Source organism: Arthrobacter sp. SlRoot2-15 (genome assembly GCF_059739345.1).
The window spans coordinates 581,951-608,218 of the sequence record NZ_AP046058.1; the positions used below are offsets into that span (position 1 = coordinate 581,951).

General features: G+C 68.9%; 28 protein-coding genes and 1 pseudogene. 10 read left to right on the forward strand and 19 right to left on the reverse strand.

Annotated elements, in window-relative coordinates:
• The first annotated feature begins 45 nt into the window (after nucleotides 1-45).
• Nucleotides 46-858, forward strand: a complete 813-nt coding sequence (locus tag AC6I9V_RS02700) for a DUF937 domain-containing protein (protein ID WP_497898243.1) — start codon at nucleotides 46-48, stop codon at nucleotides 856-858.
• 47 nt (nucleotides 859-905) lie between these two features.
• Entirely contained in the window at nucleotides 906-1,337 is a 432-nt protein-coding gene (locus AC6I9V_RS02705; protein WP_497898244.1) for a hypothetical protein, read from the forward strand.
• A 27-nt stretch (nucleotides 1,338-1,364) separates the two neighbouring features.
• Here AC6I9V_RS02705 and AC6I9V_RS02710 read toward each other — a convergent pair whose 3' ends face one another.
• Nucleotides 1,365-1,946 (reverse strand): P-loop NTPase family protein, encoded by a 582-nt coding sequence (locus AC6I9V_RS02710; RefSeq protein ID WP_497898245.1) that lies wholly within the window; start codon nucleotides 1,944-1,946, stop codon nucleotides 1,365-1,367.
• A gap of 26 nt (nucleotides 1,947-1,972) precedes the next feature.
• Between AC6I9V_RS02710 and AC6I9V_RS02715 the strand changes: the two genes are divergently transcribed.
• Together AC6I9V_RS02715 and AC6I9V_RS02720 are read left to right on the forward strand one after the other, a co-directional pair.
• Entirely contained in the window at nucleotides 1,973-2,398 is a 426-nt protein-coding gene (locus tag AC6I9V_RS02715) for a GNAT family N-acetyltransferase (protein WP_497898246.1), read from the forward strand.
• A gap of 93 nt (nucleotides 2,399-2,491) precedes the next feature.
• Nucleotides 2,492-2,920, forward strand: coding sequence for a hypothetical protein (locus AC6I9V_RS02720; RefSeq protein ID WP_497898247.1), 429 nt, complete (start codon nucleotides 2,492-2,494; stop codon nucleotides 2,918-2,920).
• Between the two features lie 19 nt (nucleotides 2,921-2,939).
• Here the strand turns inward: AC6I9V_RS02720 and AC6I9V_RS02725 are convergent, their stop codons facing one another.
• The 3 genes from AC6I9V_RS02725 to AC6I9V_RS02735 form a co-directional block, all read right to left on the reverse strand.
• The gene (locus AC6I9V_RS02725; protein ID WP_497898248.1) at nucleotides 2,940-3,488 is read right to left on the reverse strand and encodes a hypothetical protein; all 549 of its coding nucleotides are present in this window, start codon (nucleotides 3,486-3,488) and stop codon (nucleotides 2,940-2,942) included.
• A 62-nt stretch (nucleotides 3,489-3,550) separates the two neighbouring features.
• Nucleotides 3,551-4,306: a class I SAM-dependent methyltransferase gene (locus AC6I9V_RS02730; RefSeq protein WP_497898249.1), complete on the reverse strand. Its 756-nt coding sequence runs from the start codon at nucleotides 4,304-4,306 to the stop codon at nucleotides 3,551-3,553.
• 121 nt (nucleotides 4,307-4,427) lie between these two features.
• Entirely contained in the window at nucleotides 4,428-5,975 is a 1,548-nt protein-coding gene (locus AC6I9V_RS02735; protein ID WP_497898250.1) for an HNH endonuclease signature motif containing protein, read from the reverse strand.
• A 688-nt stretch (nucleotides 5,976-6,663) separates the two neighbouring features.
• On the opposite strand from AC6I9V_RS02735, the gene AC6I9V_RS02740 reads away from it, so the two are divergent.
• A complete protein-coding gene (locus AC6I9V_RS02740) occupies nucleotides 6,664-7,158 on the forward strand; it encodes an NUDIX domain-containing protein (RefSeq protein WP_497900240.1) in 495 nt (164 codons plus the stop codon).
• A 93-nt stretch (nucleotides 7,159-7,251) separates the two neighbouring features.
• Here the strand turns inward: AC6I9V_RS02740 and AC6I9V_RS02745 are convergent, their stop codons facing one another.
• The 4 genes from AC6I9V_RS02745 to truB all read right to left on the reverse strand — a co-directional run bounded on the left by AC6I9V_RS02745 (nucleotide 7,252) and on the right by truB (nucleotide 9,776).
• Nucleotides 7,252-7,683: a MarR family winged helix-turn-helix transcriptional regulator gene (locus tag AC6I9V_RS02745; protein ID WP_497898251.1), complete on the reverse strand. Its 432-nt coding sequence runs from the start codon at nucleotides 7,681-7,683 to the stop codon at nucleotides 7,252-7,254.
• A gap of 254 nt (nucleotides 7,684-7,937) precedes the next feature.
• Complete coding sequence (locus AC6I9V_RS02750; protein WP_497898252.1) at nucleotides 7,938-8,432, reverse strand: hypothetical protein; 495 nt, start codon at nucleotides 8,430-8,432, stop codon at nucleotides 7,938-7,940.
• Nucleotides 8,433-8,454: 22 nt separating this feature from the next.
• Entirely contained in the window at nucleotides 8,455-8,808 is a 354-nt protein-coding gene (locus AC6I9V_RS02755; protein ID WP_497898253.1) for a hypothetical protein, read from the reverse strand.
• Between the two features lie 2 nt (nucleotides 8,809-8,810).
• On the reverse strand, nucleotides 8,811-9,776 hold the full coding sequence (truB, locus tag AC6I9V_RS02760) for a tRNA pseudouridine(55) synthase TruB (protein WP_497898254.1): 966 nt from the start codon (nucleotides 9,774-9,776) through the stop codon (nucleotides 8,811-8,813).
• Nucleotides 9,777-9,895: 119 nt separating this feature from the next.
• On the opposite strand from truB, the gene AC6I9V_RS02765 reads away from it, so the two are divergent.
• Both AC6I9V_RS02765 and AC6I9V_RS02770 read left to right on the forward strand, forming a co-directional pair.
• A complete protein-coding gene (locus AC6I9V_RS02765) occupies nucleotides 9,896-11,089 on the forward strand; it encodes a pyridoxal phosphate-dependent aminotransferase (protein WP_497898255.1) in 1,194 nt (397 codons plus the stop codon).
• Nucleotides 11,090-11,154: 65 nt separating this feature from the next.
• The gene (locus tag AC6I9V_RS02770; RefSeq protein WP_138769785.1) at nucleotides 11,155-11,352 is read left to right on the forward strand and encodes a hypothetical protein; all 198 of its coding nucleotides are present in this window, start codon (nucleotides 11,155-11,157) and stop codon (nucleotides 11,350-11,352) included.
• Between the two features lie 33 nt (nucleotides 11,353-11,385).
• Here the strand turns inward: AC6I9V_RS02770 and AC6I9V_RS02775 are convergent, their stop codons facing one another.
• From AC6I9V_RS02775 to rimP, 7 genes are all read right to left on the reverse strand, one after another.
• The gene (locus AC6I9V_RS02775) at nucleotides 11,386-11,733 is read right to left on the reverse strand and encodes a CU044_2847 family protein (protein WP_497898256.1); all 348 of its coding nucleotides are present in this window, start codon (nucleotides 11,731-11,733) and stop codon (nucleotides 11,386-11,388) included.
• Complete coding sequence (gene trxA, locus AC6I9V_RS02780) at nucleotides 11,730-12,179, reverse strand: thioredoxin (RefSeq protein WP_497898257.1); 450 nt, start codon at nucleotides 12,177-12,179, stop codon at nucleotides 11,730-11,732. The genes AC6I9V_RS02775 and trxA overlap by 4 nt, the downstream gene beginning before the upstream one ends.
• Before the next feature lie 160 nt (nucleotides 12,180-12,339).
• A complete protein-coding gene (gene rbfA / locus AC6I9V_RS02785; protein WP_497898258.1) occupies nucleotides 12,340-12,849 on the reverse strand; it encodes a 30S ribosome-binding factor RbfA in 510 nt (169 codons plus the stop codon).
• A gap of 263 nt (nucleotides 12,850-13,112) precedes the next feature.
• Nucleotides 13,113-15,968: a translation initiation factor IF-2 gene (infB, locus tag AC6I9V_RS02790; RefSeq protein ID WP_497898259.1), complete on the reverse strand. Its 2,856-nt coding sequence runs from the start codon at nucleotides 15,966-15,968 to the stop codon at nucleotides 13,113-13,115.
• A 152-nt stretch (nucleotides 15,969-16,120) separates the two neighbouring features.
• Entirely contained in the window at nucleotides 16,121-16,462 is a 342-nt protein-coding gene (locus AC6I9V_RS02795; RefSeq protein ID WP_497898260.1) for a YlxR family protein, read from the reverse strand.
• Between the two features lie 153 nt (nucleotides 16,463-16,615).
• Complete coding sequence (gene nusA, locus AC6I9V_RS02800) at nucleotides 16,616-17,596, reverse strand: transcription termination factor NusA (protein ID WP_146338005.1); 981 nt, start codon at nucleotides 17,594-17,596, stop codon at nucleotides 16,616-16,618.
• Nucleotides 17,596-18,210 carry a ribosome maturation factor RimP gene (rimP, locus tag AC6I9V_RS02805; RefSeq protein ID WP_349414435.1) on the reverse strand — a complete coding sequence of 205 codons (615 nt, stop codon included), beginning with the start codon at nucleotides 18,208-18,210 and terminating at the stop codon, nucleotides 17,596-17,598. The genes nusA and rimP overlap by 1 nt, the downstream gene beginning before the upstream one ends.
• A gap of 114 nt (nucleotides 18,211-18,324) precedes the next feature.
• Between rimP and AC6I9V_RS02810 the strand changes: the two genes are divergently transcribed.
• Together AC6I9V_RS02810 and AC6I9V_RS02815 are read left to right on the forward strand one after the other, a co-directional pair.
• A complete protein-coding gene (locus AC6I9V_RS02810) occupies nucleotides 18,325-19,434 on the forward strand; it encodes a DUF4439 domain-containing protein (protein WP_497898261.1) in 1,110 nt (369 codons plus the stop codon).
• Nucleotides 19,435-19,548: 114 nt separating this feature from the next.
• Entirely contained in the window at nucleotides 19,549-20,280 is a 732-nt protein-coding gene (locus AC6I9V_RS02815) for a VIT1/CCC1 transporter family protein (protein WP_349414433.1), read from the forward strand.
• Here AC6I9V_RS02815 and AC6I9V_RS02820 read toward each other — a convergent pair.
• Nucleotides 20,277-20,855, reverse strand: a pseudogene (locus AC6I9V_RS02820) (integrase core domain-containing protein); the annotation flags it as partial. The gene AC6I9V_RS02815 and the pseudogene AC6I9V_RS02820 sit on opposite strands and share 4 nt — an antisense overlap.
• A 267-nt stretch (nucleotides 20,856-21,122) precedes the next feature.
• Here AC6I9V_RS02820 and AC6I9V_RS02825 point away from each other — a divergent pair.
• Entirely contained in the window at nucleotides 21,123-22,040 is a 918-nt protein-coding gene (locus AC6I9V_RS02825) for an aminoglycoside phosphotransferase family protein (protein WP_497898262.1), read from the forward strand.
• Here AC6I9V_RS02825 and AC6I9V_RS02830 read toward each other — a convergent pair.
• From AC6I9V_RS02830 to AC6I9V_RS02840, 3 genes are all read right to left on the reverse strand, one after another.
• The gene (locus AC6I9V_RS02830) at nucleotides 22,037-23,404 is read right to left on the reverse strand and encodes a pyridoxal phosphate-dependent decarboxylase family protein (protein ID WP_497898263.1); all 1,368 of its coding nucleotides are present in this window, start codon (nucleotides 23,402-23,404) and stop codon (nucleotides 22,037-22,039) included. The genes AC6I9V_RS02825 and AC6I9V_RS02830 overlap by 4 nt on opposite strands.
• A gap of 66 nt (nucleotides 23,405-23,470) precedes the next feature.
• Nucleotides 23,471-24,265 (reverse strand): sulfite exporter TauE/SafE family protein, encoded by a 795-nt coding sequence (locus AC6I9V_RS02835; protein ID WP_497898264.1) that lies wholly within the window; start codon nucleotides 24,263-24,265, stop codon nucleotides 23,471-23,473.
• Between the two features lie 22 nt (nucleotides 24,266-24,287).
• Nucleotides 24,288-26,099: a proline--tRNA ligase gene (locus AC6I9V_RS02840; RefSeq protein ID WP_497898265.1), complete on the reverse strand. Its 1,812-nt coding sequence runs from the start codon at nucleotides 26,097-26,099 to the stop codon at nucleotides 24,288-24,290.
• Nucleotides 26,100-26,268 lie beyond the last annotated feature (169 nt).

The window sequence follows — 26,268 nt, forward strand, 5'->3', positions numbered from 1 at the left end:
CGCCACCACTGTCCGCGGGAGCGCCCGCGGGTGAAGGAGAAGGCCATGACTGAGCTCCAAGACATCCTCGGGCAGATCCCGGTGGACCAGATCGCCGACATGCTCGGAACTGACCGGCAGAGCGCCCAGGCCGCGGTGGAGGCAGCCGTGCCCACCCTGCTGGCCGGGCTGCACAACAATGCGCAGGCTCCGGAAGGCGCGGCGTCGCTGGAATCGGCGCTGGTTCAGCACCAGGGCGGCCTGGTCGACGGCGGCGTCGACGCCGCCCGGGTGGACACCGCCGACGGCGAGAAAATAGTGAACCACGTCTTTGGCGGCCGGCAGGACCAGGTGGCCCAGCAACTGGCCGGCACCGCGCAGCTGGGCGGGGTCGGCGGGGATCTGGTCCGCAAACTCCTCCCCATGCTGGCGCCGATCGTGATGTCCTACCTCGCGAGCAAGGTCCTGGGCGGCCGCGGCCAGGCCGGCGCGGGTGGTCAGGGTGGCGGCGGTACCGGTGGCGGCCAGGCCGGTGCCGGCGGCATCGACCTGGGCGGCATCCTCGGCGGGATTCTTGGTGGCGCGGGCGGTGCCGGCGGCGGCCTGGGCGATCTCCTGGGCGGCATGTTTGGCGGCGGCCAGCAGCGGACCGCCGACGACGCCGCGGACACTCCCGCCCCCGAGTCCGGCACCGCGCCCGAGCCCCAGCCCCTCCCGCAAGGGCAGCCGGCCGACGGCGCGCCGCGGCCGGGTGAGCTGATCGACGTCGACCTTCCCGGGCCGCAGCCGGAAGACACGACGCAGGGCCGGCAGGACGACACACGGAAGGACGACGGCGGCCTCGGCGGACTGCTGGGCGGTGTCTTCGGCAAGAAATAGGACTTGCTACAGTCAGCGGTGAATTCGCTTCGATGTTGGGGGACATTATGAAAAACAAACTGCTGACCGCCGCGGCGGCGCTGGCCATGTTGACCGCTGTGCCGCTGGGCATCGGTGCGGCCCAGTCCGCCGCCGCGCAGGGCGCCGGCCAGTCCGGCGGGTCGGGCCAGTCCGCTGGGTCTCGATCCGACGGTCCGATCGGGGGCTATGACGGCTGGTGGAACGCTACGCCGGCCTCCGGCAACGCCACGTCGCTTCCGCAGGAGACGGTCGCCGTCAACACCGCGACGAACCAGGTGGTGGACGCCTTCAACCGCAGGATCAACGATGCAGGCCGGGCAACCAGGCTCACGGACGTGGCCTACACGGTCGTTCCCGACCCCGGCTGGCCGGCCCATTCGGTCGTCATCATCGACACGGCCACGAACCTCGTGATCGCCGATTTCCGCGTCGACGCGCGGGGCGAGCCGATCCGCTGACAGGCGGGCTTTGAGCGGGGCGCCCGTCTACCTGGCCGCTTGCGGGTCCGCTTGCGGGTCCGCCTGCGGGAGCCGCTGAAGCCATGCGTCGAGTTCGCGGGGATGGCGGAAGATGATGACCTCGGCGGCGCCGGGGGTGCTCTGAAGGTCACGCATGACCCGCCGTTTGCGGCTGAAGGAGCGGAAGTGCCAGCCGATGATGGAGTCGGGGGCGACGAGGCGGCCGAACGTTTCCCGGTTCCCGTTGCAGACTTCCTCTCGGGCGACGACCCGGCGCACGGAGCGGCGGATCAGCCGGAGCAGCGAGAGCCAGCGCGGATAGTCCAGGCCCACGATGAGTTGCGCGCGCGGGACCACGAGGTCGCGCCACACGCCGTAGGCACTGTCCAGCACCCACTGGTCCTGGCCGGCGATTCCCGCCGCGAGCTTCCGCTGTTCTTCGGTGCTCGGTTGCCGCCAGCCCGGAAGCCAGCCGATGTCGTCGTCGGCGGAATACTCGGGCAGTCCGGTCCGCGCGGCGTAGGCACGGGCGGCCGAGGACTTGCCGCTTCCGGTGACGCCGTAGAAGAGGACGCGTGACGGGGCTGTGGGTGGGTTCCGTGGGGGCACGGGATTCAGCATGCCACACTGGTTCGATGCCTGAGTTTTCAATCTCCGCCGGCCGTGGTGTGTCCGATGCCGAGGCTTTGGCACTGTATCGATCCGTCGGGTGGGCCGCCTATACCCGGGATCCGGCGCTGCTGGTGCGGGCCATCCGGAACTCATCGTTTGTGGTCACCGCCCGCAATGCCGGCGGGGAACTCGTCGGCCTGGCACGCGCCGTCTCGGACGATGCGACCGTCTGCTACCTGCAGGACATCCTTGTTGACCCGGCGTTCCAAAGGTCAGGCGTCGGGCGTGCGTTGTTGGAAGCGGTCCAGAAGCGCTTCGGGCATGTCCGTCAGACGGTTCTCCTGACCGACAACGAACCCGGCCAGCGCGCCTTCTACCAGGCCTTGGGTTTCACTGAGGGTGGAGATTTCAATCCGGAACCGCTCCGGGTGTTCGCCCTGTTCCGTTAGCGCCGGCGCTCCGCCGGAGACCGGCGGGTACTTTCCATAGACCCCGTTCGCCGCGGCGGCTAGGGTTCGAGCATGCGCAGATTCGCGGGGACGATGACTATCGGTGTTCTGTTGGTTGCGCTGCTCAGCGGTTGCTGGCTGCTGCCCGTCTCCCACACTGACACCTGCGTTGATTGGGTCCGCTTCTCGACCATGCAGCAGCGCTTCGACCACGCCGGCGCGGTTCTGGTTGGCAGAGCGCTGAAGCGGGACGGCGAGGTGCAGACCTACGGGTACCAGGCCAACGTGCATGTGGTGGAAGTGGAGCAGGTGCTTAAGGGCCGTCTTGGCGAGGGTCCCGTGCGCATCGCGTCAATGCCGGTCACGTGCGGGGCGTCCTACCCCGACGGCGACCCGCTGGATGCCGGCGGCCGCCAACTCTTCTTCCTCACCCAGCAGAACGAAGGATGGTTCACCATGACGCCGGACCAGGGCGCCGTTCCATTCCCGGCGGGTACCCCGCTCCCCTTCACGACGGGCTGAGTCGGAGCATCTCCTCGGCTCAGCCGACAGTGATCCTGATCCCGGCCACCGCCCCGGTCCAGGCTGCCGTGGGATCGCGGCGCCCCATCAGCTGCGCGCCGATGGACCCCTTCTGGAGCTGGATGACCTGCGTCCGGGTTCCTGAGCAGTCGACTTCGAACACCTGGTGATCGGTGCCGCCGGGGATCCCCTGGGAGAGGTAGATCTGGGCGCGCGGGATGCCAACGCACGCCGCGGTGACGGTGTAGGGTCCGGCAGTCGTGACGATCGCGGCTTTCCGAAAGCCGACGCCGGGCCCGTCGGCCGGGCCGGCCTCGGCCAGCAGGACTGATCCGGGGGCCGTAGCCAGGCGTCGTTCGAGTTCTACGTAGTTGCGTGCTTCCGCGGCCAGCACGTCCGGGTCCCTGGCGGGAAGAGTTCGTGCGGACGCAGGGCTCGCGTTCGCCGACGTCGGCAGCGTATCCCCTTCGTCCTCGTACGCGCAGGCGGCCAGTCCGGCGGCCAACGACACGCCCAATATGAACACCACAACGCCGCGGACGGTTTTCGTTCCCCCAAGACCAGACATGTGGCAGAGTCTATGGCCCGCCTGACGGATGGCAAGTCATCCGCCTTTGACCCTGCGCGAGTTTAATCCTGCGCGAGCCGGAACACCGAGACGTGGCTGCGGGATTCCGCGGTGAATTCGCTGCGGTCCCAATCCGCCCACCTGGATTCCAGCTCGAAGCCAGCCAGCCGGGCCATGAGGTCCAGTTCGCTCGGCCAGATGTACCGGTGCGGAGTTCGTCCGATCCGCGCCTCCCGCCCGTCGGAGAGTTCCGCCCCAAACCTCACAAGGTGCGAGACCACATGCTGATTCAGCACGTCGTACGTGTCGACGAGCAGGTAGCCGGGCCGGCTCACCTCAACCGTTCCACCGTGTCCGGGTGGTAACGATCGTAACTGCGGCACCCAGAGCTCGATCACGAAGCGGCCGCCGGGAGCCAGATGACGGGCAGCGTTCTGGAAGCAGCGCACCTGTTCGTCCTGAGTCAACAGGTTAGCGATGGTGTTGAACACCAGGATTGCCAGCGAGAAACCCTCGCCCGCAACAGCCTCCGTCATGTCGCCCTGAACGACGGGAATCTGATCCTCGGTCACCTTCTCACGAAGGCGGGAGATCATCGCATGGGACAGTTCGACGCCGCAGACCGGCACCCCTGCTTCGGACAGAGGGATGGCGACCCGGCCCGTGCCGATGGCAAACTCTACGGCCCGGCCGTCGCCTGCGAGTTCTGCGAGGACGTCCACCGTGGGGCCGATTACTTCGGGGGAAAACATTCCCTCTCCGGGGGTGTCGTAGTGCTTCGCGGCCTCGGTATCCCAGAGCTGCTGCTGGTTGATCATCCCGCCACTATTGCATCCGGTGGGCCGGTTGCCTACAAACCGGAACCGGTGGGGCGGCCGGGAAGAGCGGCAATCCTGCCCTGCTCATGTCCGTCCGGGTTCCGGCGGCCGGTCGCGTGCCTCAGCAGCGGAAGTAGTGGTTGCGTCTCGGTTGCTGTTGGGGGTCGAGGTGGGGTGGCGGGATGAACCACGGGACGCCCGCGTGGGGCTGGATGGTCCATTCTTCTTTGTGGATCAGGTGGTGATGGTGTGAACAGAGCAGTGTTCCATTGTCGGTGCTCGTGGAGCCGCCGCGGGACCAATAGTCGATGTGGTGGGCTTCGCACCAGGGGGCGGGGATGGTGCAGCCGGGGAACGCGCAGCCCTGGTCGCGGGCGGTGATGGCTTTGCGTATGTGGGGCGGGAAGACGCGGGTGGTGCGGCCTATGTCCAGGACGCGGCCCTTGGATCCGAGGAGGACGGGGATGATGTCGGCGTCGCAGGCGATTTTGCGGATGGTCGCGGCGGCGACGGGCCCGGTGAACGCCGTGGTCCCCGTGGCGGTGAACCCGAAGGGGCTGGTGCCCGGGATTTGCCCGGCCGGGTCGGGGTAGGTGCTGGCAGCGTCGGTCCGGCCGGGGCTGTCGGCCTCTACGGTGTCGGTCAGCCGGTGGAGGCGTTGGAGGAGGTCGCGGTAGTCGATGGTGACCATGACCTGGGGCCGGAAGCCTCCCGTCGCGGGGAGTCCGCCGGAGGCCATGGCGACCTTGCAGCCGCCGACGAGGCCGTCGAGGTGTTTCTGCGGCCGCGACCGCCGGTCAAGGACGTTCGGCAAGAAACCGTCCGTAGTCTCACCGCCTTCCGCGCCTGTCCCGCCACCCGCTCCGTCGGCGTCACTGCCGCCCGCTCCGCCACCGGTGCGGGGGTTGGTGGCGGTGTTCATCACGGTCAGCAGGTGTTCGAACTGTTCGGTGGTGGCGAAGATTTCCAGGTGCTGCAGCCCGTGCCGGGGTTTGCGGATGAAGGCGCCCTGGAGCTGGCGCAGGACTTCCTCGCTGGGTTCGGCGCCGTCCTGGTCGATCGCGTCCACCCAGCGGCGGGTGATCCGGGTCAGGAAGTCCGGGTCGCGCTCGGCCGCGGTGCGGGTCAGGGCATGTTCCATCCGGGCGGCCGTCTCCGCGTCGCAGACGGGCCGGACCCGGCCAAGGGCGAGGGTGATGATGGTCGCGGAGCGGGACGGGACGGTCCCGGCGGCCAGGGCGGCGCCGAGTTCCTCGCGCAGAGGTGGGAGCGGCTGCCCGGTGATCCCGGTGCGGGGCAACAGCTCCTGAGCCAGGGTGAGCCGGCGGTGGGCTTCGACGGCGCTGATCTGCAGCCGGTCGCGGAGGAACTCGCCGGTTTTGCGGTAGCCGTCGTCGAGTGCCGGGGCGCCGTCGGCGGCGGCTTCCTTGCGGGTGCGCTCCACCGCCCCGGCGGCAATGAGCTGCAGGTACTCAATGGCCCGGGAGGCTTCCTCGACCCGGCCGGCGAACTCCGCCGCCTCGCCAAAGTCCATCAGCGCCGCGTCCGCGACCGCCGTGGCACAGAGCCCGCGTAGCTGCCCGCGAATGCTGTCCAGCGGCGGAACCCGGCGCCCCTCACCATCCGGCCTGCCGACCGGACGAACGATGAGAGCTGCACCGATTCCCATGACTCAATCCTGCCGGTGACCTACGACAATAAGGGCTGCCACTCCACAGGCCGGGACGCGATCGGCGTGGGCGGGTGGCACGCGGTCGTCCTGACCGTCCGGCCGGATGGCGGGACGCGCAATGAGAGCTGCACCGATTCCCATGACTTAATCCTGCCAGCGACCCACGACAATTTGCGGTGCCGCTGCGCTGGCAGGAAACCCCGGCTGCACGCGGGCGTCAGCACAGCCTGGCCTGCCGACCGGTCGAACGATGAGGGCTGCACCGATTCCCATGACTCAATCCTGCCGGTGACCTACGACAATAAGGGCTGCGGCGGCAGAGGCCTGGACGCGATCGGCGTGGGCGGCGGGCACGCGATCGTCCTGACCATCGGGCCTCCCGGCCCGACGAGCGTCCGGCCCGCCAACCGAACGGGCTATGAGAGCTGCGGTGATCCTCACATACTCATTCTGGAACCGGGCTCAGACATTATTAGCCCCCGCTACGCGCGCCGACAGACCTAAGACAGTCCCGGGGGCATGCCAACGGCAGAACTGGCAGACTGTTTGGATGGACAACCCAGTCTCCCCGCAGCCCGCCGGAACGCCGCAGCCCGCCGGAACGCCGCCCCACGACGAATCGCAACAGGACGAATCACAGAAAAACGAGCCGCAACGCAAGCCGCATTTCGAACTTCGCCGGCCGCTGGGTCCCCGCGACCCCGGCGATGCCTGGGTGGAGGGCGAGCACGGCCGCTTCTGGGGGCGCTTTGGCTCCGCGGGTCTGCTGGTGCATGATGCCGACAAAGGCGTCCTGCTGCAACACCGGGCCATGTGGAGCGACAAGGGCGGAACATGGGGCCTTCCCGGCGGTGCCCTGCATCAGGGTGAAGGCGCCGTTGAGGGCGCGCTCCGGGAGGCCAACGAAGAAGCCGCAGTCCCGCCCGCGTCGGTCCGAGTGCTGTTCACCTCGGTGTTTGACGTCGGGTACTGGTCCTACACGACGGTCGCGGCCCAGGTTATGGAGCCCTTCGAACCCGCCATCAGCGACCCGGAAAGCCTCGAATTGAAGTGGGTCAGCTTGGAGGGCGTCAGCGACAAGGAGCTCCACCCGGGGTTCGCGGCGGCGTGGCCTGCGCTGCGGCGCAAGCTTCAGGACCAGGCGGAGAACGTCCAAGGGAAAACGAACACCGGGACATAACGCGGATTACGGCGGCGGCAACGCGCCGCCGCCGTCGTGCGGGTGCGGCGCCGTTGAGGGGAGGCTCGGCGTTCCGTCAGGGACAGGGGCGGCTCAGAACCGTCCCGGGACCTCGAAGGCTGTCAGGATTCTGGCCAGATCGTGCTGCAGCGTGGTCCAGTCCTCCAGGTCCTCGGGGAGGGCGTTGCACTCGATCTGGTGCGCAGCGGCCAGTGCGGCACTGCCGGCAGGCGTCAGGGCGACGATGAACTGCCGCCGGTCCCGCTGGTCCCGGGTTCGGGAGACGAGGTCCGCATCTTCCAGCCGAGCCAATACCCTGCCCAGGGACTGGCTTTGCACGGCGATCCTGCGCGCCAACTGTTCCTGGTTCAGCGGCCCGCCTGCGAGACCCTGGAGGGCGATCACCGCGGCGTGCGTCAGGCCGAGGGCGGCCAGCGCCTGGTCCTTTCGCCGCTCGACCACCCTGGCGGCCATGGACAGAAGCTGGTCTGTCCGCCATTTCTTGGCTTCCGGGCTGCGGCTCATCCGTGGCATCCGGTCCGGCGCCTTTTGGCTGCTCTTTTCGGTTCCCATGGTGCTCGGGAAACGGCGTTCACAATGCTCATGATGCCTCCCTCGCTCGGTGGACAAACCTGGGTGCGCCGCTATTCGCGGCCGCACCTAAGTACTACAATAAGCATGCTTACTATGCATTTGGCAAGTTCACTTAGCATGGGGTGTCGCAGGGCACGTTAAGGCTGGCCCCGGTTCGGAGCTGGAGGGTCGTGCGGGGAGGTTCTTCAGGAACGCCGGGGCGCGGGCCGGCGGCGGTACAGCCAGACGAGACCGAGGATCGGCAGCAGCAGCGGGATGTAGCCGTAGCCGCGGCCAAACAGGGACCAGACCGTCTCGTGCGGGAAGTTGACCGCGTCGAAGAGGCTGAGGGCGCCGACCACCAGGACACCGATCAACTCGACCAGCACGGCGGTCACAGACACCTTGAACCAGGCCCGGCCGGCCTTCGCGAGGGAGACGGTTGCGACGATGTAGACGACGGCGGCGAAGGCGGACAACAGATAGGCCAGGGGCGCCTCGGAGAACTTGGTGAGGATCTGGTATCCGGCCCGGGCCGTGGCCGAGAGGGCGAACACCGCATAAACAGCAATAAGCAGCCGGCCTGGGCCGGTATTGCGAGTGTCCCGCGCCGCCGAGGCGTCGTGCGAAGCCTCGGCCGAAGTGTCGCCCGAAGCGGCGGTAGTGGCGGCGTCGCCCGTGCCCTGCTGTGAAGCCGTCATGTCTTTCTTTGCCTCTTCCATGTCAGTACCAGATCTGGCTCATTCGGGCCGCCATCACCAGGGCAGTGACGCCGACGGCGGCGAGGACGAAGTTGCTCCACCGGGTGCGTTCCAGGATGGCCCAGTACACCGCGCCGACGGGAAGCATCAGCGCCGTGACCAGGTAGCCCCAGAACTCCCAGGGCTCCCCCGCGATCTGTTCCCCGGACGCGACCCGGACGATCGACCCCACCAGGTAGACCAGAAGGGACAGTTCGACGGCGGCCACCGACAGGATGGTTGCGTCGTTCGGGGCTTTCTTCAGGATGCCGGCACCGGCGCAGAGGATGGTCGAAACCAGCCCCACCACGAGGATGATGTAGAAATAGGCGTCCACCGCTAGCCCGCCGGCTTCTCGGAGTCTGGAGTCCCTGCGGCCATCTTCCCGGCGGCCGGCTTCTCATTGTCCGGGGCGAAGACCAAAACGGGCTTGGCGTAGCTTCCGGCGTCGGCTAGCAGGGCCACCAGCGAACCGTCGGGCGCGAACGCGGCGGCCGGCTTGTCCGGCGTCGCGGCATCAGCTGTGCCGGCGTCGGCCCCGGCCGCGATCCGGCGGCCGAACGAGAGTTCTGTGGTCTCTTCCGCGCTGAGCTCGCGGTTGGGCATCAGCGCCCTGGCGGCCTGGGACATTTCCAGGACCTCCAGCTCGTCGGCGAGTTGCTCCAGGGTGCGCGCCTGATCCAGGGCGTACGGCCCCACCTGGGTCCGGCGCAGGGCGGTGAGGTGGCCGCCGACGCCGAGGGCGTCGCCGAGGTCGCGGGCTAGGGCACGGATGTAGGTGCCGGAGGAGCACTCGACGGTCACGTCCAGGTCCAGGGCTTCGCCGTCCTGGGCGCGGCGCAGTTCGTGGATGTCGAAGCGGTAGATCGTCACGGGCCGGGCGGCGAGCTTCACGTCCTCGCCGGAGCGGACGCGGGCATAGGCACGCTCGCCGTTGACCTTGATGGCGCTGACGCTGCTGGGCACCTGCTGGATTTCGCCGGTCAGGGCGGCGACGCCGGCGCGGACACTGTCCTCGGTGACCGCGGCGGCGCTGCGGGTGGCGGTGACCTCCCCCTCGGCGTCGTCCGTGACGGTCTTTTCGCCGAGGCGGATGGTGGCGGTATAGGTCTTGGAGGTGCCCACAATGTAGGTCAGCAGGCGGGTCGCCTTGTTGATGCCGAGCACCAGCACGCCCGTCGCCATGGGGTCCAGCGTTCCGGCGTGGCCCACCTTCCGGGTACCGGCGATCCGCCGCATCCGTCCAACCACATCGTGGCTGGTCCAGCCTTGCGGCTTGTCCACTATTACCAGTCCAGAAAGCACGCCTCCCAGTATATCCGGGCCGGAGCCGCCTCCGGCGCGGCTGCCGCCCGCCGCTGCCACCCGCAGCTGCCGTCCGCCACCCGCCGGCCGGGCGGCGGACGCGGACTAGGATGGCAGACATGCCAGAGCTTGCCGCCCACGTTCGCGATGTCCCCATCAACCAGATCCGCGAGATCACCGAGGCCGCCTGGCACACCCCGGGCGCCATTGTGCTGAGCATCGGCGAACCGGGCTTCGCCCTCCCCCGCCACATCCTCGAGGCCGGCATGGCGTGCCTGGACCGGGACGAGACCAACTACACCCCCAACGCCGGCATTCCGGCGCTGCGGGAAGCCTTCGCTGCCCGGTTCCGGGAGCACAACGCGACCGACGTCGGCGCCGACCGGGTGTACGTCGTCGACGGCGCGCAACAGGGCCTGCACTTCGCGATGAGCCTGCTGCTCTCCCCGGGCGATGAAATCCTGATTCCCAACCCCGGCTACCCGACGTTTGCGATGACCTCCAGCCTGCTGCACGCGGTCCCGGTCCGGTACCCGCTGTACCCGGAGCACGCCTTCCAGCCGCGGATCGAAGACATCGAGGCGCTCATCACGCCGCACACCAAGGTGCTGGTCCTGAACTCGCCGTCCAACCCGCTCGGGGCCGTGCTGGGTGAGGAGCTCACCCGCAGCCTGTTGGACCTGGCCGTGGCGCACGACCTGTGGATCATCTCGGACGAATGCTACGAGGCGTTCACCTACGACGTCCCGCACGTCAGCCCGGCACGCTTCGACAGCGACGTTCCCGGCGAGGCCCGGGTGTTTACCTCGCTGACCCTTTCCAAGACCTACGGGCTCACCGGACTGCGGATCGGGGCGCTGATCTGCCCGCCCGGACTTGAGCAGAAGATGAACAACGTGATGGAGGCGATCGTGTCCTGTGTCGCCTCGCCCTCGCAGTACGCGGCGCTGGCAGCCCTGACCGGTCCGCAGGACTACGTCAGCCACGCCCACGCGCACTACCGTGCCAACCGGGACGCGGCCTCCGCCGTCCTGGAAGCCAAGGGCATCCCCTTCCTCACCGCGCAGGGGGCGTTCTACCTCTGGGCCGACGTCTCCCACGTCAGCGGCGGCGACGTCCGGGCCTGGGTCCGCCGCTTCCTCGCGGAGGCCGGGGTGTCCTTCGCCCCGGGGACCGCGTTCGGCTCCATTGGCGAGGGCTGGATCCGGATCGCACTGTGCGGCGCCCAGGCCGACCTCGTGGAGGGCCTGGACAGGCTTCCCGCCCGCGACGCGCCCGCCGCGTCCCTACCGCACGGCCACGCCAGGCAGTAGCCTGACCACACGCGGGTGCGCGGATTCACGGTGCGGACGCCGGCTGCGGCGCAAGGAGGAACCTCATGTGGTGGCAGGACTTGTTGTGGGGCATCTGGAACGGGCTCACGGCCTGGATCGTGCTGATCGTCCACGTCTTCGGGGCGTGGAGCGAGTTCCCCTTCTACAACACGGCGCGGGCCGGCAACTGGTATGACTTCGGTTTCCTGCTGGGGATGGGTTCCCCGCTGCTCGGCGGCCTGGGCGCCCGACGGCGTCGCTGACGCCCCGGCCGGTCCCCCGCGTCCGGCGCCGGTTCAGAGCCGGATCTCGTCTTCCGGCGACGCGGGCGGCACCGGCGGCGCTGTGAAGGACATCCTGACGATGAAATGCCCCTCGGCGCAGTTCCGCGCGATGATCGCCCCGGCCTCCCCCGCAAGCTTCACGCCGAACTGCAATTCGAGGTGCTCGGGCGCCAGTTCCCGCATCACCTCGGCGGCGGCCCTCGCGGCCGGCCGTACGGCGGCCAGGGCATCTTCGAGCCGCCGGCCGGCGTCGAGGATGCCGAGTTCGTTTCGGGCAGGCCGCTCGACGCCGAAGCTGCCTTCGTCGACCTCGACCAGCACCGTTCCCGACCCGACCTCGTAACGCATGATTTCGGTCATGGCTTGCTCCCTTCGCGCCGGCCCGCCAGTGCCTCATCAAGCCAGGTCCGCAGGGCGGCGGCCGGCGGGGCCCCCGCCTGCCGGGCAACCACTGTGCCGCCGGTGATCACCAGCATCGTAGGTATGGCCTGCACGTCGAAGCGCCGGGAAAGGCCGGGCGACTTGTCGACGTCGACCTTAACGAGCTTGACCCGGCCGGCGCGTTCCTGCGCCAGCTTGTCCAGCACCGGGCTGACCATCCGGCACGGCCCGCACCACGCCGCCCAGAAATCGACCAGGGCAGGAACCGGGGACTGCTCCGCGACAGCACCAAAGTCGGCATCGCCGGCCTCCACGATCCAAGGCAGGTCCCGCCGGCATTTACCGCACCGCGGGTGGCCGGCGGCGTCGGCGGGGATGCGGTTGGTGGTGCCGCAATGCGGACACTTGATGAGGGCAGCGCTCACAGCCGCTCACCGCCGTTCTGTTCGCCCGCAGTCATGGTTCCATGGGACCCCCCGGCCCGTGCAGGGCATAGGGCCCAAAGTCCCCCGGGGCCGCAACGGCCCACAGACAGCACTGGCCGGGCCCGTCTCCGGGTCCGGCCAGTGCTGCCGATCTTGGGTGCTACTTGTTGCTGTCCTCGTCGACGTCGCGGTCCGCGCTGAGGTCGGTATCCTCTTCGTCGAAGTCGTCTTCGTCCAGCTCAACGTCCTCGGGGATGTCGCTCTTGTACGGATCGGCGTCGCCGGCGTGCTTGGCGCTGGCCGCGAGGGCTGCCACCTCGGCGTCGCGCTTCTTGGCGGCCCGGAGCAGTTCCTCAAGGTTCGAGGCGACCACGGGGATCTGGTCGGCGACGAATTCCAGCGTCGGCGTGAGCCGGACGGTGATGTTGCGGCCAACCTCCTGGCGCAGCACCCCCTTGGCCTTCTCCAGGCCCTTGGCCGCGTCAGCCTGCGCCACCTCGTCGCCAAACACCGTGTAGTAAACCGTGGCGTGCTGCAGGTCATTCGTGACCCGAGCATCGGTCACAGTCACGCCCTCGAGCCGCGGATCCTTCACCCTGCGGCCCAGCGCCTCGGCAACAACAACCTTAATCCGCTGCGCCAACTTGGCAGCCCGTGCGGGATCAGCCATTTCCACTCCTAAAAAAATTTGGATGTACGACGACGCCGAAACACAAGCCGCACATTGGTGAGTTTGGTGCCACGCGCCTAAGGCAAGCCTACGACGGACTCCCGTTGGAATCTTTCCGGCGGCCTGGGAGTGGCATCGGGCCTGACGGAGCCGGACGGTTTGAGATCGAAGATCGAAAACCGTCCGGCGAAGGGGCGGGGCCGCCGGAAAAATTCCAACGGCCCCGCACCTCTTACTGCTGACTCGCCCAAAGGCGGACCGACTTAGACGCGCGGCTTTTCGCGCATCTCGAAGGTCTCGATGATGTCACCTTCGTTGATGTCGTTGTACGAGCCAAGACCGATACCACACTCGAAGTCCGTGCGGACCTCGGTGGCGTCGTCCTTGAAGCGCTTGAGCGTCTCAACGGTGAGGTTGTCGCCGATGATCTTGCCGTCGCGGGTAATGCGGGCCTTGGCGTTGCGCCGGATAACACCGGAGCGGACGATCGAGCCTGCAATGTTGCCGAACTTGGAAGAACGGAACACTTCGCGGACCTCGGCGGTGCCAAGCTGGACCTCTTCGTACTCCGGCTTGAGCATGCCCTTGAGGGCTGCCTCGATGTCATCGATTGCTGCGTAGATGACGGAGTAGAAGCGCATGTCCACGCCTTCGCGGTCTGCCAGTTCGGCAACACGCTCGGCGGGCTTGACGTTGAAGCCGATGATGACGGCGGAGTCGACCGTGGCCAGGTTGACGTCGTTCTGCGTGATCGCACCGACACCCCGGTGGATAACGCGGAGCTGGACACCCTCACCGACGTCGATCTTGAGCAGCGCGTCTTCGAGGGCTTCCACGGCACCGGACACGTCACCCTTGAGGATGAGGTTGAGGGTGTCGATCTTGCCATCGGCGACGGCCTGGTCGAAGTCTTCCAGGCTGATGCGCTTGCGGCGCTTGGCCAGGGCGGCGTTGCGGTCGGCGGCTTCACGCTTCTCGGCGATCTGGCGGGCGGTGCGCTCGTCAGCGGTCACGAAGAAGGTGTCACCGGCGCGCGGGACGTTGGACAGACCCAGGACCTGCACGGGGCGGGACGGGCCTGCCTCGGTCAGGGCGCTGCCGTCGTCGTCGAACATGGCGCGGACGCGGCCGTGGGCCGTGCCTGCGACGATCGTGTCGCCGACGTGCAGGGTGCCGGACTGAACCAGGACGGTAGCAACCGCGCCGCGGCCCTTGTCCAGGTTGGCTTCAATCGCGATACCGCGGGCGTCCTTGTTCGGGTTGGCGCGCATGTCCAGGGCAGCGTCCGCGGTGAGCAGGACGGCCTCGAGCAGCTCGTCGATGTTGAGGTTCTGGCGGGCAGAGACCTCCACGAACATGGTGTCGCCACCGTACTCTTCCGGAACCAGGCCGTACTCGGTCAGCTGGCCACGGACCTTGTCCGGGTTGGCGCCTTCCTTGTCGATCTTGTTCACGGCCACGACGATCGGCACGTTGGCCGCCTGGGCGTGGTTGAGGGCTTCGATGGTCTGCGGCATCACACCGTCATCGGCTGCCACCACGAGGATGGCGATGTCGGTGACCTTCGCACCACGGGCACGCATGGCGGTGAACGCCTCGTGGCCCGGGGTATCGATGAAGGTGATCTTGCGATCGGTGCCTTCGTGGTTGTGCGTAACCTGGTAAGCACCGATGTGCTGCGTGATGCCGCCGTGCTCGCCGGCCATAACGTCCGACTTGCGGATGGCATCGAGCAGGCGGGTTTTACCGTGGTCAACGTGACCCATAACGGTGACAACCGGGGGACGTGCCTCGAGTTCCTCGTCGCCTTCGGCTTCCAGCTCGGCGTCGAAGTCGATGTCGAAACCGGAGAGCAGCTCGCGCTCCTCGTCTTCCGGGGAGACGACCTGGAGCTTGTAGCCAAGCTCCTCGCCGAGAAGGGCGAAGGTCTCTTCATCCAGCGATTGGGTGGCCGTGGCCATTTCGCCGAGGTGGAAGAGGACCGTCACCAGTGCTGCGGGGTTTGCCTCGATCTTGTCGGCAAAGTCCGTGATGGACGAGCCGCGACGGAGCCGGACTACGGTGTTGCCGTCGCCGCGGGGTACGCTCACGCCACCCAGCGACGGAGCACTCATCTGCTCGAGTTCCTGACGCTTGGCACGCTTCGACTTGCGCTGCTTGCCACGGCCTGCGCCACCCTTACCGAAGGCACCCTGGGTGCCGCCGCGACCGCGGCCGCCCTTGCCGAAGCCACCACCGGCCGGAGCGCCGCCACCGGCACCGGGAGCACCGGTACCTGGAGCGCCACCCGGACGGCCCGGGCCACGCCCGCCGCCGCCGGGACGGCCTGCACCGGCGGGTGCGGGACGCTCGGTGCGGTTGGGCATCATGCCAGGGGTCGGACGGTTTCCGCCGGCGCCCGGACGGGCACCGGGTGCGCCGGCCGGACGCGGTGCGCCCGGACGTGCGCCGGCAGCGCCGGCCGGACGGGGAGCGCCCGGACGGGGACCGCCGGGGCCTGCCGCGGGACGCGGGCCGCCGGGGCGTTCGCCCTCGGTGCGGCTTCCGCCCGGACGCGGCATGCCCTGCGAAGGTGCGAACGGGTTGTTGCCCGGACGCGAGGTGCGTTCGTTGTCGCCGCCGCGGCCGCGGGGCATGCCCTGGGACGTGGCGAACGGGTTGTTACCGGGGCGGGGGCCGCCCGGACGCGGCGCCGAACCACCCTGGCGTGCCGGAGCAGCCGGGGTCTCGGCCTTCGGGGCCGGGCGTGCGCCGGGCTTTGCGCCGGCGGACGGAGCCGCCGGTGCCTCGGCAGCCGGTGCGGCAGCAGGTGCTGCTGCCGGCGCCGGGGCGGCCGGCGCGGGCGCCGGAGCTTCGGTCTTGGATTCGGCAGCCTTCGGCGCAGCCGGGGCCGGCGCGGGCGCCGGTGCTGAAGCTGCGGGGCTGGCCTTGGGGGCGGACGCGGGCGCTTCGGACTTCGGAGCGGCGGGGTAGGCGTTGCGGAGTTTCCGCACCACCGGGGCCTCAATGGTGGAAGAGGCGGAGCGAACGAATTCGCCCAGTTCCTGCAGTTTGGTTACTGCATCTTTGGAAGTAATACCGAGCTCTTTAGCAAGCTCATGTACGCGGACCTTGGCCACATTTCTCCTGTCTCGGTCCGCACCGAGCCAGGCACGAACCGTCTACTTCTTACTGCGGGCCTCCGCCGCGAGTGCAGCTGAAAGGCCCATTGCAGAGCGCAACAAAGTTGTCATCGTTGCGCACTCATCGCTGGGAACTCATCGGGTTTCCATCAGTTTTCTGACCCGCTTTCAGGTTGGACGGTTGTTGCTGCGGCCACCGGGGTGCCCACTGCTTGCGTGCCTGCCAGGATCCAGCGTTCGACGTCGGCGGTGCCGGAGGCCCCGGTGAGGGCGCGTCCGAACGCTCGACGTTTGACCGCCAGTGCCAGGCACTTTTCGCTGGGGTGCAGCCATGCTCCCCTGCCAGCCATCCGGCGTCGTTCATCCACCACGACAGCGGATGAACCGCTGGCGCCGGCGACGAGCCGGAGAAGCTCCGACCGCAAACCCTTCTGCCGGCATCCGATGCAAGTACGTTGCGGCTGATTCTCGAGGTGTTGCACTTCTGCCACGTCCGAGTATCTTCCTGCCTGTACCTGACTGCCTGCCCGAGGGCACGCGGACACCGGCCCTTGGGCGCGGTCATGTCTATTCTAGCCCCTCTGGCGCCCGGACCCCGAACTGGCGCGGATTCCGGGGCCGGCGGACGGGGCCCACGGTGTGGCTTATTTGTCGCGGTTCTCCGCGGCGTCGGAGACGATGTCGATCCGCCAGCCGGTGAGCTTGGCGGCCAGGCGGGCGTTCTGGCCTTCCTTGCCGATGGCGAGGGAGAGCTGGTAGTCCGGCACGACCACGCGGGCGGACCGGGCGGCCTCGTCCGTGATGGTGACCGAGTTCACGCGCGACGGCGAGAGCGCACTGGCGATGAACGTCGCCGGATCGTCGCTGTAGTCCACGATGTCGATCTTTTCGTCGTTCAGCTCGGTCATCACGGCTCGGACCCGGGAGCCCATTTCGCCGATGCAGGCGCCCTTGGCGTTGATGCCGGGGGTGTTCGCCTTGACCGCGATCTTGGTGCGGTGGCCGGCTTCGCGGGCCAGGGCCACAATCTCGACCGACCGGTCCGCGATCTCCGGGACCTCCAGTTCGAAGAGCTTCCGCACGAGGCCGGGGTGGGACCGGGAGAGGGTGATGGAGGGGCCCTTGGTGCCGCGGTGCACGTCGATCACGAACGCACGGAGCCGGTTGCCGTGGGTGTACTTCTCGCCGGGAACCTGCTCGGGCGGGGGCAGCAGCGCCTCCACGGTTCCGAGGTTCACCTGGATCATGTGCGGGTTGTTGCCCTGCTGGATGGTGCCGGCCACGAGTTCGCCCTCGCGGCCCTTGAACTGGCCCAGCACGTTGTCGTCCTCGGCGTCGCGCAGGCGCTGCAGGATGATCTGCCGCGCGGTGCTCGCCGCGATCCGTCCAAACCCTGCCGGGGTGTCCTCGAATTCGCCGATGGGGGCGCCGTCGTCGTCGATCTCGGTGGCCCAGATGGTCACGTGGCCACTCTTGCGGTCCAGCTCCGCCCGGGCCTTCTCGAAGGCGCCCGGCGTCTTGTGGTAGGCCACCAGGAGGGCCTGCTCGATGGTCGGAATCAGGAGATCCAGCGGGATTTCGCGCTCACGCTCCAGGAGTCTCAGTGCGCTCATGTCAATATCCATTAGGCCTCCTCGGAAGGTCCATTGTCGTTCTCCAGCGAGGCCTCTTCGAGGTGGCTGAACTCTATCTCGACTTTTCCACTGCGGATCCTGTCGAAAGGAAGCTTGACGGGGTCGCCCTGCTTGGGCTTCATCCCCTTTTTGACGGTCAGTTCCGGGACCAGGGTCACGCCGCCGTCGTCCACGGACTGGATGCGGCCGGTGACGTTGTCGCCCTGGATCACGTTGACCGTGACGAGGCGTCCGCGGGCCCGGTGCCAGTGCCGCTCCTCGGTGAGCGGGCGGCCGACGCCGGGCGAGGACACCTCAAGATCGTAGGGCCGCGAGTCGGTGCTCGGGTCGTTGTCCAGGATGTCCGAGAGGGTCTTGGAGATCTCGGCGATAACGTCGAGGCTGACGCCGCCGGTTTCCTCCTGCGGCAGGTCCACCACCACGTGGACCACGCGGTTGGCCCCGGCAACGTGGATGGAAACGTCTTCCAGGTAGAGCCGGTTGGCCAGGACCGCAGGCTCGAGGAGCGCGTACAGGCGCTCGGCCTCCAGATTGTGAGCGGGTGCGGCTTCAGCCTTCCCCGTCCCGGTCCGGTCTGTTGAAGTCGTGGCTTCTGCGTTGGTCATGATGCCGCCCGCCTCCCGCTAGATGATGTTGTGTCTACTAGCCTAGCGATATTCCCGGCGCCGTGGTGCATGGAGTTCCCGGCCGAGCTGCCAACCATGACAACATGGTCTGTTGTGAAAGACGACAGCAGGGAAAAACGACGGCGGGCCCGGCTGCCCCGGCACCTCCCCCGCCTGGCCCTCCTTGCCTGCCTCGCCCTCGTGGTGATCAGCCTGGGGATGGTGTTGCAGCCCGGAAAACCGCAGGAACCGCAGGAACCGGCGCCCTCCGAGCGCGCGCGTGCGGCCGCCCTGGCCGACGCCCTGCAGCTGAGGGGCGCCGGCGAACAGCTCGGTGCCGCTCCTTCCAACCCGGCCGTTCCCACCGCGGCGGCCGCGGCGCTGCCCTCCGTCACGCGCACTGTGAGTTTGCTGACAACGCAGGCCCGGGCGCTGCTGCCCGGCCCGGCGAAGGCAGCCGAACCGGCGCGGACTCCTTCCGCGCCGGCCACTTCGGCACCCGCCACCGTCAACAGCCTGGTTGCGGACCTCGCACGGAGCGGACGGCAGCGGCTCACCGATGCGGCCACGGCCGACGGCGGTATGGCCAGGCTGCTGGCCGCAGTCGGGACCGGGCAGTTGCTGCAGTCCTCCTCCCTTGCCGCCGCGGCCGGCATCCCTGACCCGGCGGCCGGACTGCCGGACCTTGGCCCATCCGCCGCGGCCACTGCCGTACCGTCCTGCCCGGCAGCGACGGCGTCGGCCGCGGCCGGCGGCAGCGGGGCCGGCACCGGCACGGACGGGAACACCGGCCTGGCCGGCGCCCTCGCGGCCCTCATCCGCACCGAGCTGGAGACGGTCTACGACTACCAGGTGGCGCTGACCCGGCTGGACGGCGCAGCGGCGAAGACGGCCGCCGAGGACCTCGCACGCCACGAGGCACTTGTCGCCGGCGCGGAATCGTTCAGCCGCGCGCACTGCGCCCCGATCCCGCCACGGGAAGCCGGCTACGCCCTGGACCCGGCGTTCCTGGCGTCCCCCGGACCCGGGCTGGCTGCGCTGGAGACCGCCGCGCTGCCGGCATACGGCGATCTGGTGGCCTTCAGCGAGGGTGACACCCGGCGGTGGGCCATTACCGGGCTCGTGGCTGCCGCACGACGGGCCGCGTTCTGGGGCGCCACCACGGACGCGGTTCCGGGACTGGCCGCCGATCCGGCGTCGTTCCCCACCCTGCCCGCCGGCTGAGCGCACCTGCACAGACGGCAGCTTCCCTGACCGCAGCCTCCGGGCAAGGTCCGGCTTATTGTGCTTAGCCTTCCAATACTGGTCAGCCGCGGCCGCCAATGATTTGCTGTACCTATGGAAACCAGCGACGCAGCAGCGCTTCATGACAACGAACCCCACCGCAACGACATCGCGCACCGGCTGAACTGGCTCCGCGCCGGCGTCCTGGGTGCCAACGACGGCATTGTGTCGGTCGCCGCGATCGTGGTCGGCGTCGCCGGTGTCACCACGGATTCGGGCCCCATCCTGATCGCCGGTGCTGCCGGCGTCGTGGGTGGCGCCATCTCGATGGCGCTGGGCGAATACGTCTCCGTGAGCAGCCAGAAGGACAGCCAGCAGGCGCTGATCGAGAAGGAGCGGCGGGAACTGGCCGAGCAGCCCGAGGAGGAACTCGCCGAACTCGCCGCCATCTACCAGGGCAAGGGACTCAGCCAGGAAACCGCCCACCGGGTGGCCACCGAGCTGACCGCGCACGATGCCCTCGGCGCGCATTTGTCTGCCGAACTGCACATCGACGAGACGGACATCGTCAGCCCCTGGCATGCGGCCTTCGCCTCCGCCATGGCCTTTTTGGTCGGCGCCATCCTGCCCATGCTGGCCATCCTGCTCCCGCCGGAGAACATCCGCGTCCCGCTGACCTTCGTGGCCGTGCTGGTGGCCCTCGCGGCGACCGGGGCCATCGGCGCCTGGATCGGCGGCGGCTCAAAGATGAAGGCGGCCGTCCGGGTGGTCATCGGTGGCGCCGCCGCGCTGGTGGCGACGTTCCTGATCGGCAGCTGGCTGGGTGCCAGCGGCGTGGTCGCCTAAGTGTTCTTCCCATTGACGTTGTGAACGCGGTCGATGGGTGAGCTGCCGCCGATGCCGGTATGGGGTCTGTGGTGATTGTAGTCGTGGATCCATGCCTGGTAGGTGCCGGCCCTGGCCTGGTCGGAGGTGTAGTGGCGGGCGTAGGCCCACTCGGCTGCGAGGGTGCGGTGGAAGCGCTCAATCTTTCCGTTCGTCTGTGGCCGGTAGGGGCGGGTGTATTTGTGGGTCGCCTGGCCGAGGGCGTCATTGAAGCAGCGTGAGCGGTAGCAGGAGCCGTTGTCGGTCATGACGCGGAGCACGGTGATGCCTTGGGAGGCGTAGAACGCGTTGGCCCGGACCCAGAAGGCGGCTGCGGTCTCCTGCTTCTCGTCGGCGAGGATCTCCGAGTAAACGACGCGGGAGTGGTCATCGATGGCCGAATGCAGGAAGGAGTAGCCGATGGGCACGTGCTTTTTCTTGTTCCTGATACCTGCCGTGCCTAGAGTCCGGTGCCCGCCGCCTTCGGGGATTCTGCCCAGTTTCTTCGCGTCGACGTGCACGAGCTCTCCCGGGTGGGCGCGTTCATAACGGACCGCGGTGGGCATCAATTGAGTGTGGTAACCCAATCGATACCGGAGGCCCTCGCCTTTTTACTTCACGCCGCGCTCACAACCTCCGTGGGAAGAACACCTAAGCGGCAACTACGCTGGAGCCGATGACGACGCCAGCACCTGTTCCGCTCCCGCCCGGACTCGCCCGCCGCTACAGCCGCAGCGCCGAGGGCCGGGCCTGGCTGGCCTCACTCCCCCAGCTCATCTCCGGCTGCCTGGCGCAGTGGGAGCTGGTCCCCGACCTCGCTCCCGGTGCCCTGCCGTGGCACGGCCACGGCGCCGTTGTGGTCCCGGTCCGCCGTCCCCCCCGACGGGGAGGCCACCGGCGCTGCCGTCCTCAAGATCGCCTATCCGCACGACGAAGCGCTCGTGGAACCCCACGCCCTCGCCCTGTGGCAGGGCAACGGCGCCGTGCGGCTGCTGGCCAGCGACGCCAGTGCCGGTGCGCTGCTGCTGGAGCGGCTCGACGCCGGAAGGTCGCTTCACGACGAGCCGATGGACGTAGCAGTTCCGGTCTGGTGCGGCCTGGTCCGCAGGTTGAGCCTGCTGCCGGACGACCGGCCCCAATGGCGGGAGTTCAGCCAGATCGCCGCCCGCGCCGAACAGTGGAGCGATGAGCTGCCGGAGAGCTGGGAACGGCTCGGCCGGCCCTTCCCGCGCTGGCTGCTGGAGGCGGCCCTGGAGGTCTGCCAGACCCGCGGCGCCATCGGCCGGCGGTCCGGCACGGACGTGCTGGTCCACACCGACCTGCACTTCCTGAACATCCTCGCTGTGCCCGGCACTGCGGCTCAGCCGGAAGCTGGCGGCTTCACGGCCGCGGACTTCAAAGCGATCGACCCGCAGCCGATGGTCGGCGAAGCGGAGTTCGCGGTGGCCCCGCTGCTCTGGAACCGGCTGGCCGAACTACCCCGCTCCGGCCCCGGCGAAGCCCTGCTGGAGCGTTGCATCGACTTCAGCGCGGCCGCGGGGCTTGACGGCGAGGCCGCCCGGCAGTGGGCCGTGGCCCGGGAGGTGGACAACGCCCTTTGGTACGCGGCCAAGCGGGGCCACCGCGGCGAACTGGCCCGCTCGCTATGGGTGGCCAGTACCCTTGCCGGCAACACCCTGGACGGCCTGCCCGCCGCGCACGAGCTGCCCGAGCCCGGAGCCTCCGTCAGCCCGCGCGGCTAACCGGCGCGGTGTCCGCGCACGGCCGCCAGCGCGGCCCGCACTGCGTCAACGGCGGCAGCCACGTCGGCGTCGTCCGTGCTCCAGTTGCTGACCGAGATCCGCAGGATGTCCCGGCCCTGCCAGCGGGAGCCCGACATCCAGACGTGCCCGTCGGCGATGATCCGCTCCGTGACCGCGCGGGTGGCGGCGTCGTCCCCGAAGGCCAGCGAGACCTGGGTGTAGTCGACATCGTTGAGCACCTCAACACCGTCTAGCGCCGAGAGCCGCTCCGCCAGTTGCCGGGCGCGCAGAACAAGCCCCCGCACCTGGCCGGCGACGCCGCCCCGGCCCAGCGATTTCAGCGCAGCCCAGACCGGCACGCCGCGGGCCCGGCGGGACAGTTCCGGGACCGTCTCGAACGGGTCCGCCGCGCCGTCCGCGGCCTGGATCAGGTAGCTGGTGTGCACGCCCATGGCCGACCGCAGCGCCCGCACGTCCCGGACCACCGCGATGCCGCAGTCGTAGGGCACATTAAGGGTCTTGTGCGCGTCGGTGCCCCAGGAGTCCGCGCCCTGCAGCCCGGCGGTCAGGCGGGCGAGTTCCGGCACCGCGGCGGCCCAGAGCCCGAAGGCGCCGTCCACGTGTACCCACGCGCCGTGGGCCTTGGCAACCGCGATCGCCTCCTCGAAGGGATCAAAGGCGCCGGAGTGCAAGTTCCCGGCCTGCAGGCAGACCAGGGCTGGGGCCCGGCCGGAGCTGTTGCCCCGGCTCGGAGCACCGTCCAGCACGCGCTCGAGGGCGCGGTCCAGTTCCTCGGGGATGATGCGGCCCTGACGGTCCGCGGCGACCGCCGTGGGCCTGCCCAGTCCCAGGTACCGCAGGCCGAGGTCGACCGTGTCGTGCCGTTCCTGGCCCACAAAGCGGTGGATCTTCGGTCCGCCGGCGAGGCCGTCGGCGTCGAGGTCCCAGCCGGCGTCGGCCATCAGGCGCCACCGCGCCGCGGCCAGGCCGGTGAAATTCGCCATGGTGGCACCGGTGGCGAAGCCGACGTCGGACTCTTCCGGAAGACCCAGCAGTTCCAGCAGCCAGTGGCCGGCGGCCTCCTCGATGGCGGCCGTGGCGGGGGTGGCGAAGCGCAGCCCGGCGTTCTGGTCCCAGGCGCTGACCAGCCAGTCCGCGGCCAGCGCGGCCGGCAGGGTGCCTCCGATGACCCAGCCGAAGAACCGTCCCGAGGGCATGGCCATCAGTCCGGGTTCGGCTTTCGCCGCCAGGTAGTCCACCACGTCCGCGGCCGGCATGCCGCCTGCGGGCAGCGGCCCGCCGAAGGCGGCAGCAAGATCCGCTGCGGACGCCCTTGGGCCGACGCGCCGCGGCTGCCAGGGCATCACCGAAGCGTTCGACAGGAGCTGACATAGCTGCATGCTACGCCCGCGGGCCCGGTTGGGGCAGGGCTACCCGAAGACGTCCTGCCAGACGTCGGAGCCAAGTTTGATGATCAGGACGCCCACCACCACGAGGAACACGATCCGGATGAACTTGCTGCCCCTGCTCACGGCGGTGCGGGCGCCGAGGTAGCCGCCGGCCATGTTCGCGGCGCCCAGGACCAGGCCCAGGCCCCAGAGCAGCGAGCCGTGGGGCAGGAAGAACATCAGGGCGCCGGCGTTGGTGGCCATGTTGACGATCTTGGCCTTGGCGCTGGCCTCCAGGAACGCGTAGCCCATGGCGGAGACGAGGGCGATGATGAGGAAGGAACCGGTGCCGGGGCCGATCATGCCGTCGTAGAAGCCGATCACCGCCCCGATCAGGCAGGCCACAACATAGTGCCGGTGCCCGTCATGCCGCAGTTTGGTCAGCTCGCCCACGTTCGGCCGGAATGCGGTGAACAGTGCGACGGCGACCAGCGCCGCGACGATGATCGGCTTGAAGACGCTCGCCGGCAGGGTTGCCGCCAGCACCGCGCCGCCGAAGCTGCCGGCCAGTGCGATCACCGCCATCGGCACCGCGGTGCCCAGGTCCGGCCGGACCCGCCGGTAGTAGGTGACGGTGCTGGTGGTGGTGCCGAAGATGGAACCCATCTTGTTCGTCGCCAGCGCCTGCACCGGGCTGATCCCGGGGACCAGCAGCATGACCGGCAGCTGGATCAGTCCCCCGCCGCCCACGACGGCGTCCACCCAGCCGGCGGCGAAGCCGGCCACCACCACCAGGATCAGCGTGGCGAGCTGGATCGATTCGAGACCTGAGACCATCCTCGGTATCGCCGGCGGCGGGTCAGTTGTTGCGGACGGCGTTGACCACGTGGGCCACCGCTTTGTCCACGGCGACGTTCTCGGCTTCGCCGCTGCGGCGGTCCTTGATCTCCACCACGCCGTCCACCAGTCCGCGCCCGACGGCGAGGATGGTCGGCACACCGACGAGCTCGGCGTCGCCGAACTTGACGCCCGGAGACACCTTGGGGCGGTCGTCGTAGATGACCTCGAGGCCGGCGGCCTCCAGTTCCAGGGACAGCTTCTCCGCGGCGGCGAAGATCTCCTCACCGCGGCCCACCGCGACGACGTGGACGTCGGCCGGCGCGACGGCGCGCGGCCAGACCAGGCCCTTGTCGTCGTGGTTGGACTCGGCCAGGGCCGCCACCGCGCGGGTGACGCCGACGCCGTAGGAGCCCATGGTGACGACGACCTGCTTGCCGTTCTGGTCCAGGACCTTCAGATCCAGGGCCTCGGCGTACTTGCGGCCGAGCTGGAAGATGTGGCCCATCTCGATGCCCCGGGCGGTTTCCAGCGGGCCCGAGCCGTCCGGGGCCTCGTCGCCGGCGCGCACCTCGGTGGCCTCGATGACGCCGTCCCAGCCGAAGTCGCGGCCTGCCACCAGGCCGAAGACGTGCTTGCCGGCCTCGTTGGCGCCGGTGACCCAGGCGGATCCGCTGACGACCCGGGGGTCCACGAGGTAGAGCAGTTTCGCGGCCCCCTCGGTACCCAGCAGGGGCGCGTCCAGGGACAGGCCGGGGCCGAGGTAGCCCTTGACGATGAGGGGCTGCTTCTTGAGGTCTTCCTCGTTGGCGGCCTCGAGCGTGATTTCGCCGGCGATGGGCAGGAAGGAGCCGATGTTCGCTTCGACGCGCTTGAGGTCAACGCCGCGGTCGCCCGGCACGCCGATGACAACGAGCTGGCGTTCGCCGGTCGGCAGGGTCACGGCCAGGACCACGTTCTTGAGCGTGTCCGCGGCGGTCCAGGCGCCGCCGTCGGCCTCGCCGCGGGGCACCAAGGCGTTGGCGGCGTCGACGAGGGTGTCGATGGTCGGGGTGTCCGGGGTGTCACGGACTTCCGCGGCGGGGGCGGTGGAGAAATCGATGTCTGCGGGAACCACGGTGGTGACGGCTTCGACGTTGGCCGCGTAGCCTCCGGCGGAACGCACGAAGGTGTCCTCGCCGATCTCGGTGGGGTGCAGGAACTCTTCGCTCTTGGAGCCGCCCATGGCGCCGGCCGTAGCCGTGACCGGGACGACCTCAAGGCCGAGGCGCTCGAAAATCTTCAGGTACGCGCCGCGGTGGGCGGCGTAGCTGGCGTCCAGGCCGGCGTCGTCGACGTCGAAGGAGTAGGAATCCTTCATGATGAATTCGCGGCCGCGCAGCAGCCCGGCCCGGGGGCGGGCCTCGTCGCGGTACTTGTTCTGGATCTGGTAGATGCTCAGCGGCAGGTCCTTGTACGAGGAGTACAGGTCCTTGACCAGCAGGGTGAACATTTCCTCATGGGTGGGGGCCAGCAGGTAGTCGTTGCCCTTGCGGTCCTGGAGCCGGAAGATGCCTTCGCCGTATTCGGTCCAGCGGTTGGTCGCCTCGTAGGGCTCCTTGGGCAGCAGCGCCGGGAAGTGGACTTCCTGGGCGCCGATGGCGGTCATTTCCTCGCGGATGATCTGCTCCACGCGGCGCAGGACGCTCAGTCCCAGCGGCAGCCAGGTGTAGATGCCCGGGGCCGCGCGGCGGATGTAGCCGGCCCGGACCAGCAACCGGTGGCTGGCCACCTCGGCGTCGGCGGGGTCTTCACGCAGGGTGCGCAGGAACAGCTTGGAGAGTCGAAGGACCACTGGAGGGGTATCCGTTTCTGAGGAAGTGCGGGGCGAACTGGGTGTTTACGAAAATTGTCCAGCTACTAATCTACCGTCTAGCCGCGCACCGGATTCCCGGCGGAAATGGAAGAGCCACGCCATGACGCGGAAGCCCCTGGCCGTTTCCGGCTGGTCATCCCGTGATGGC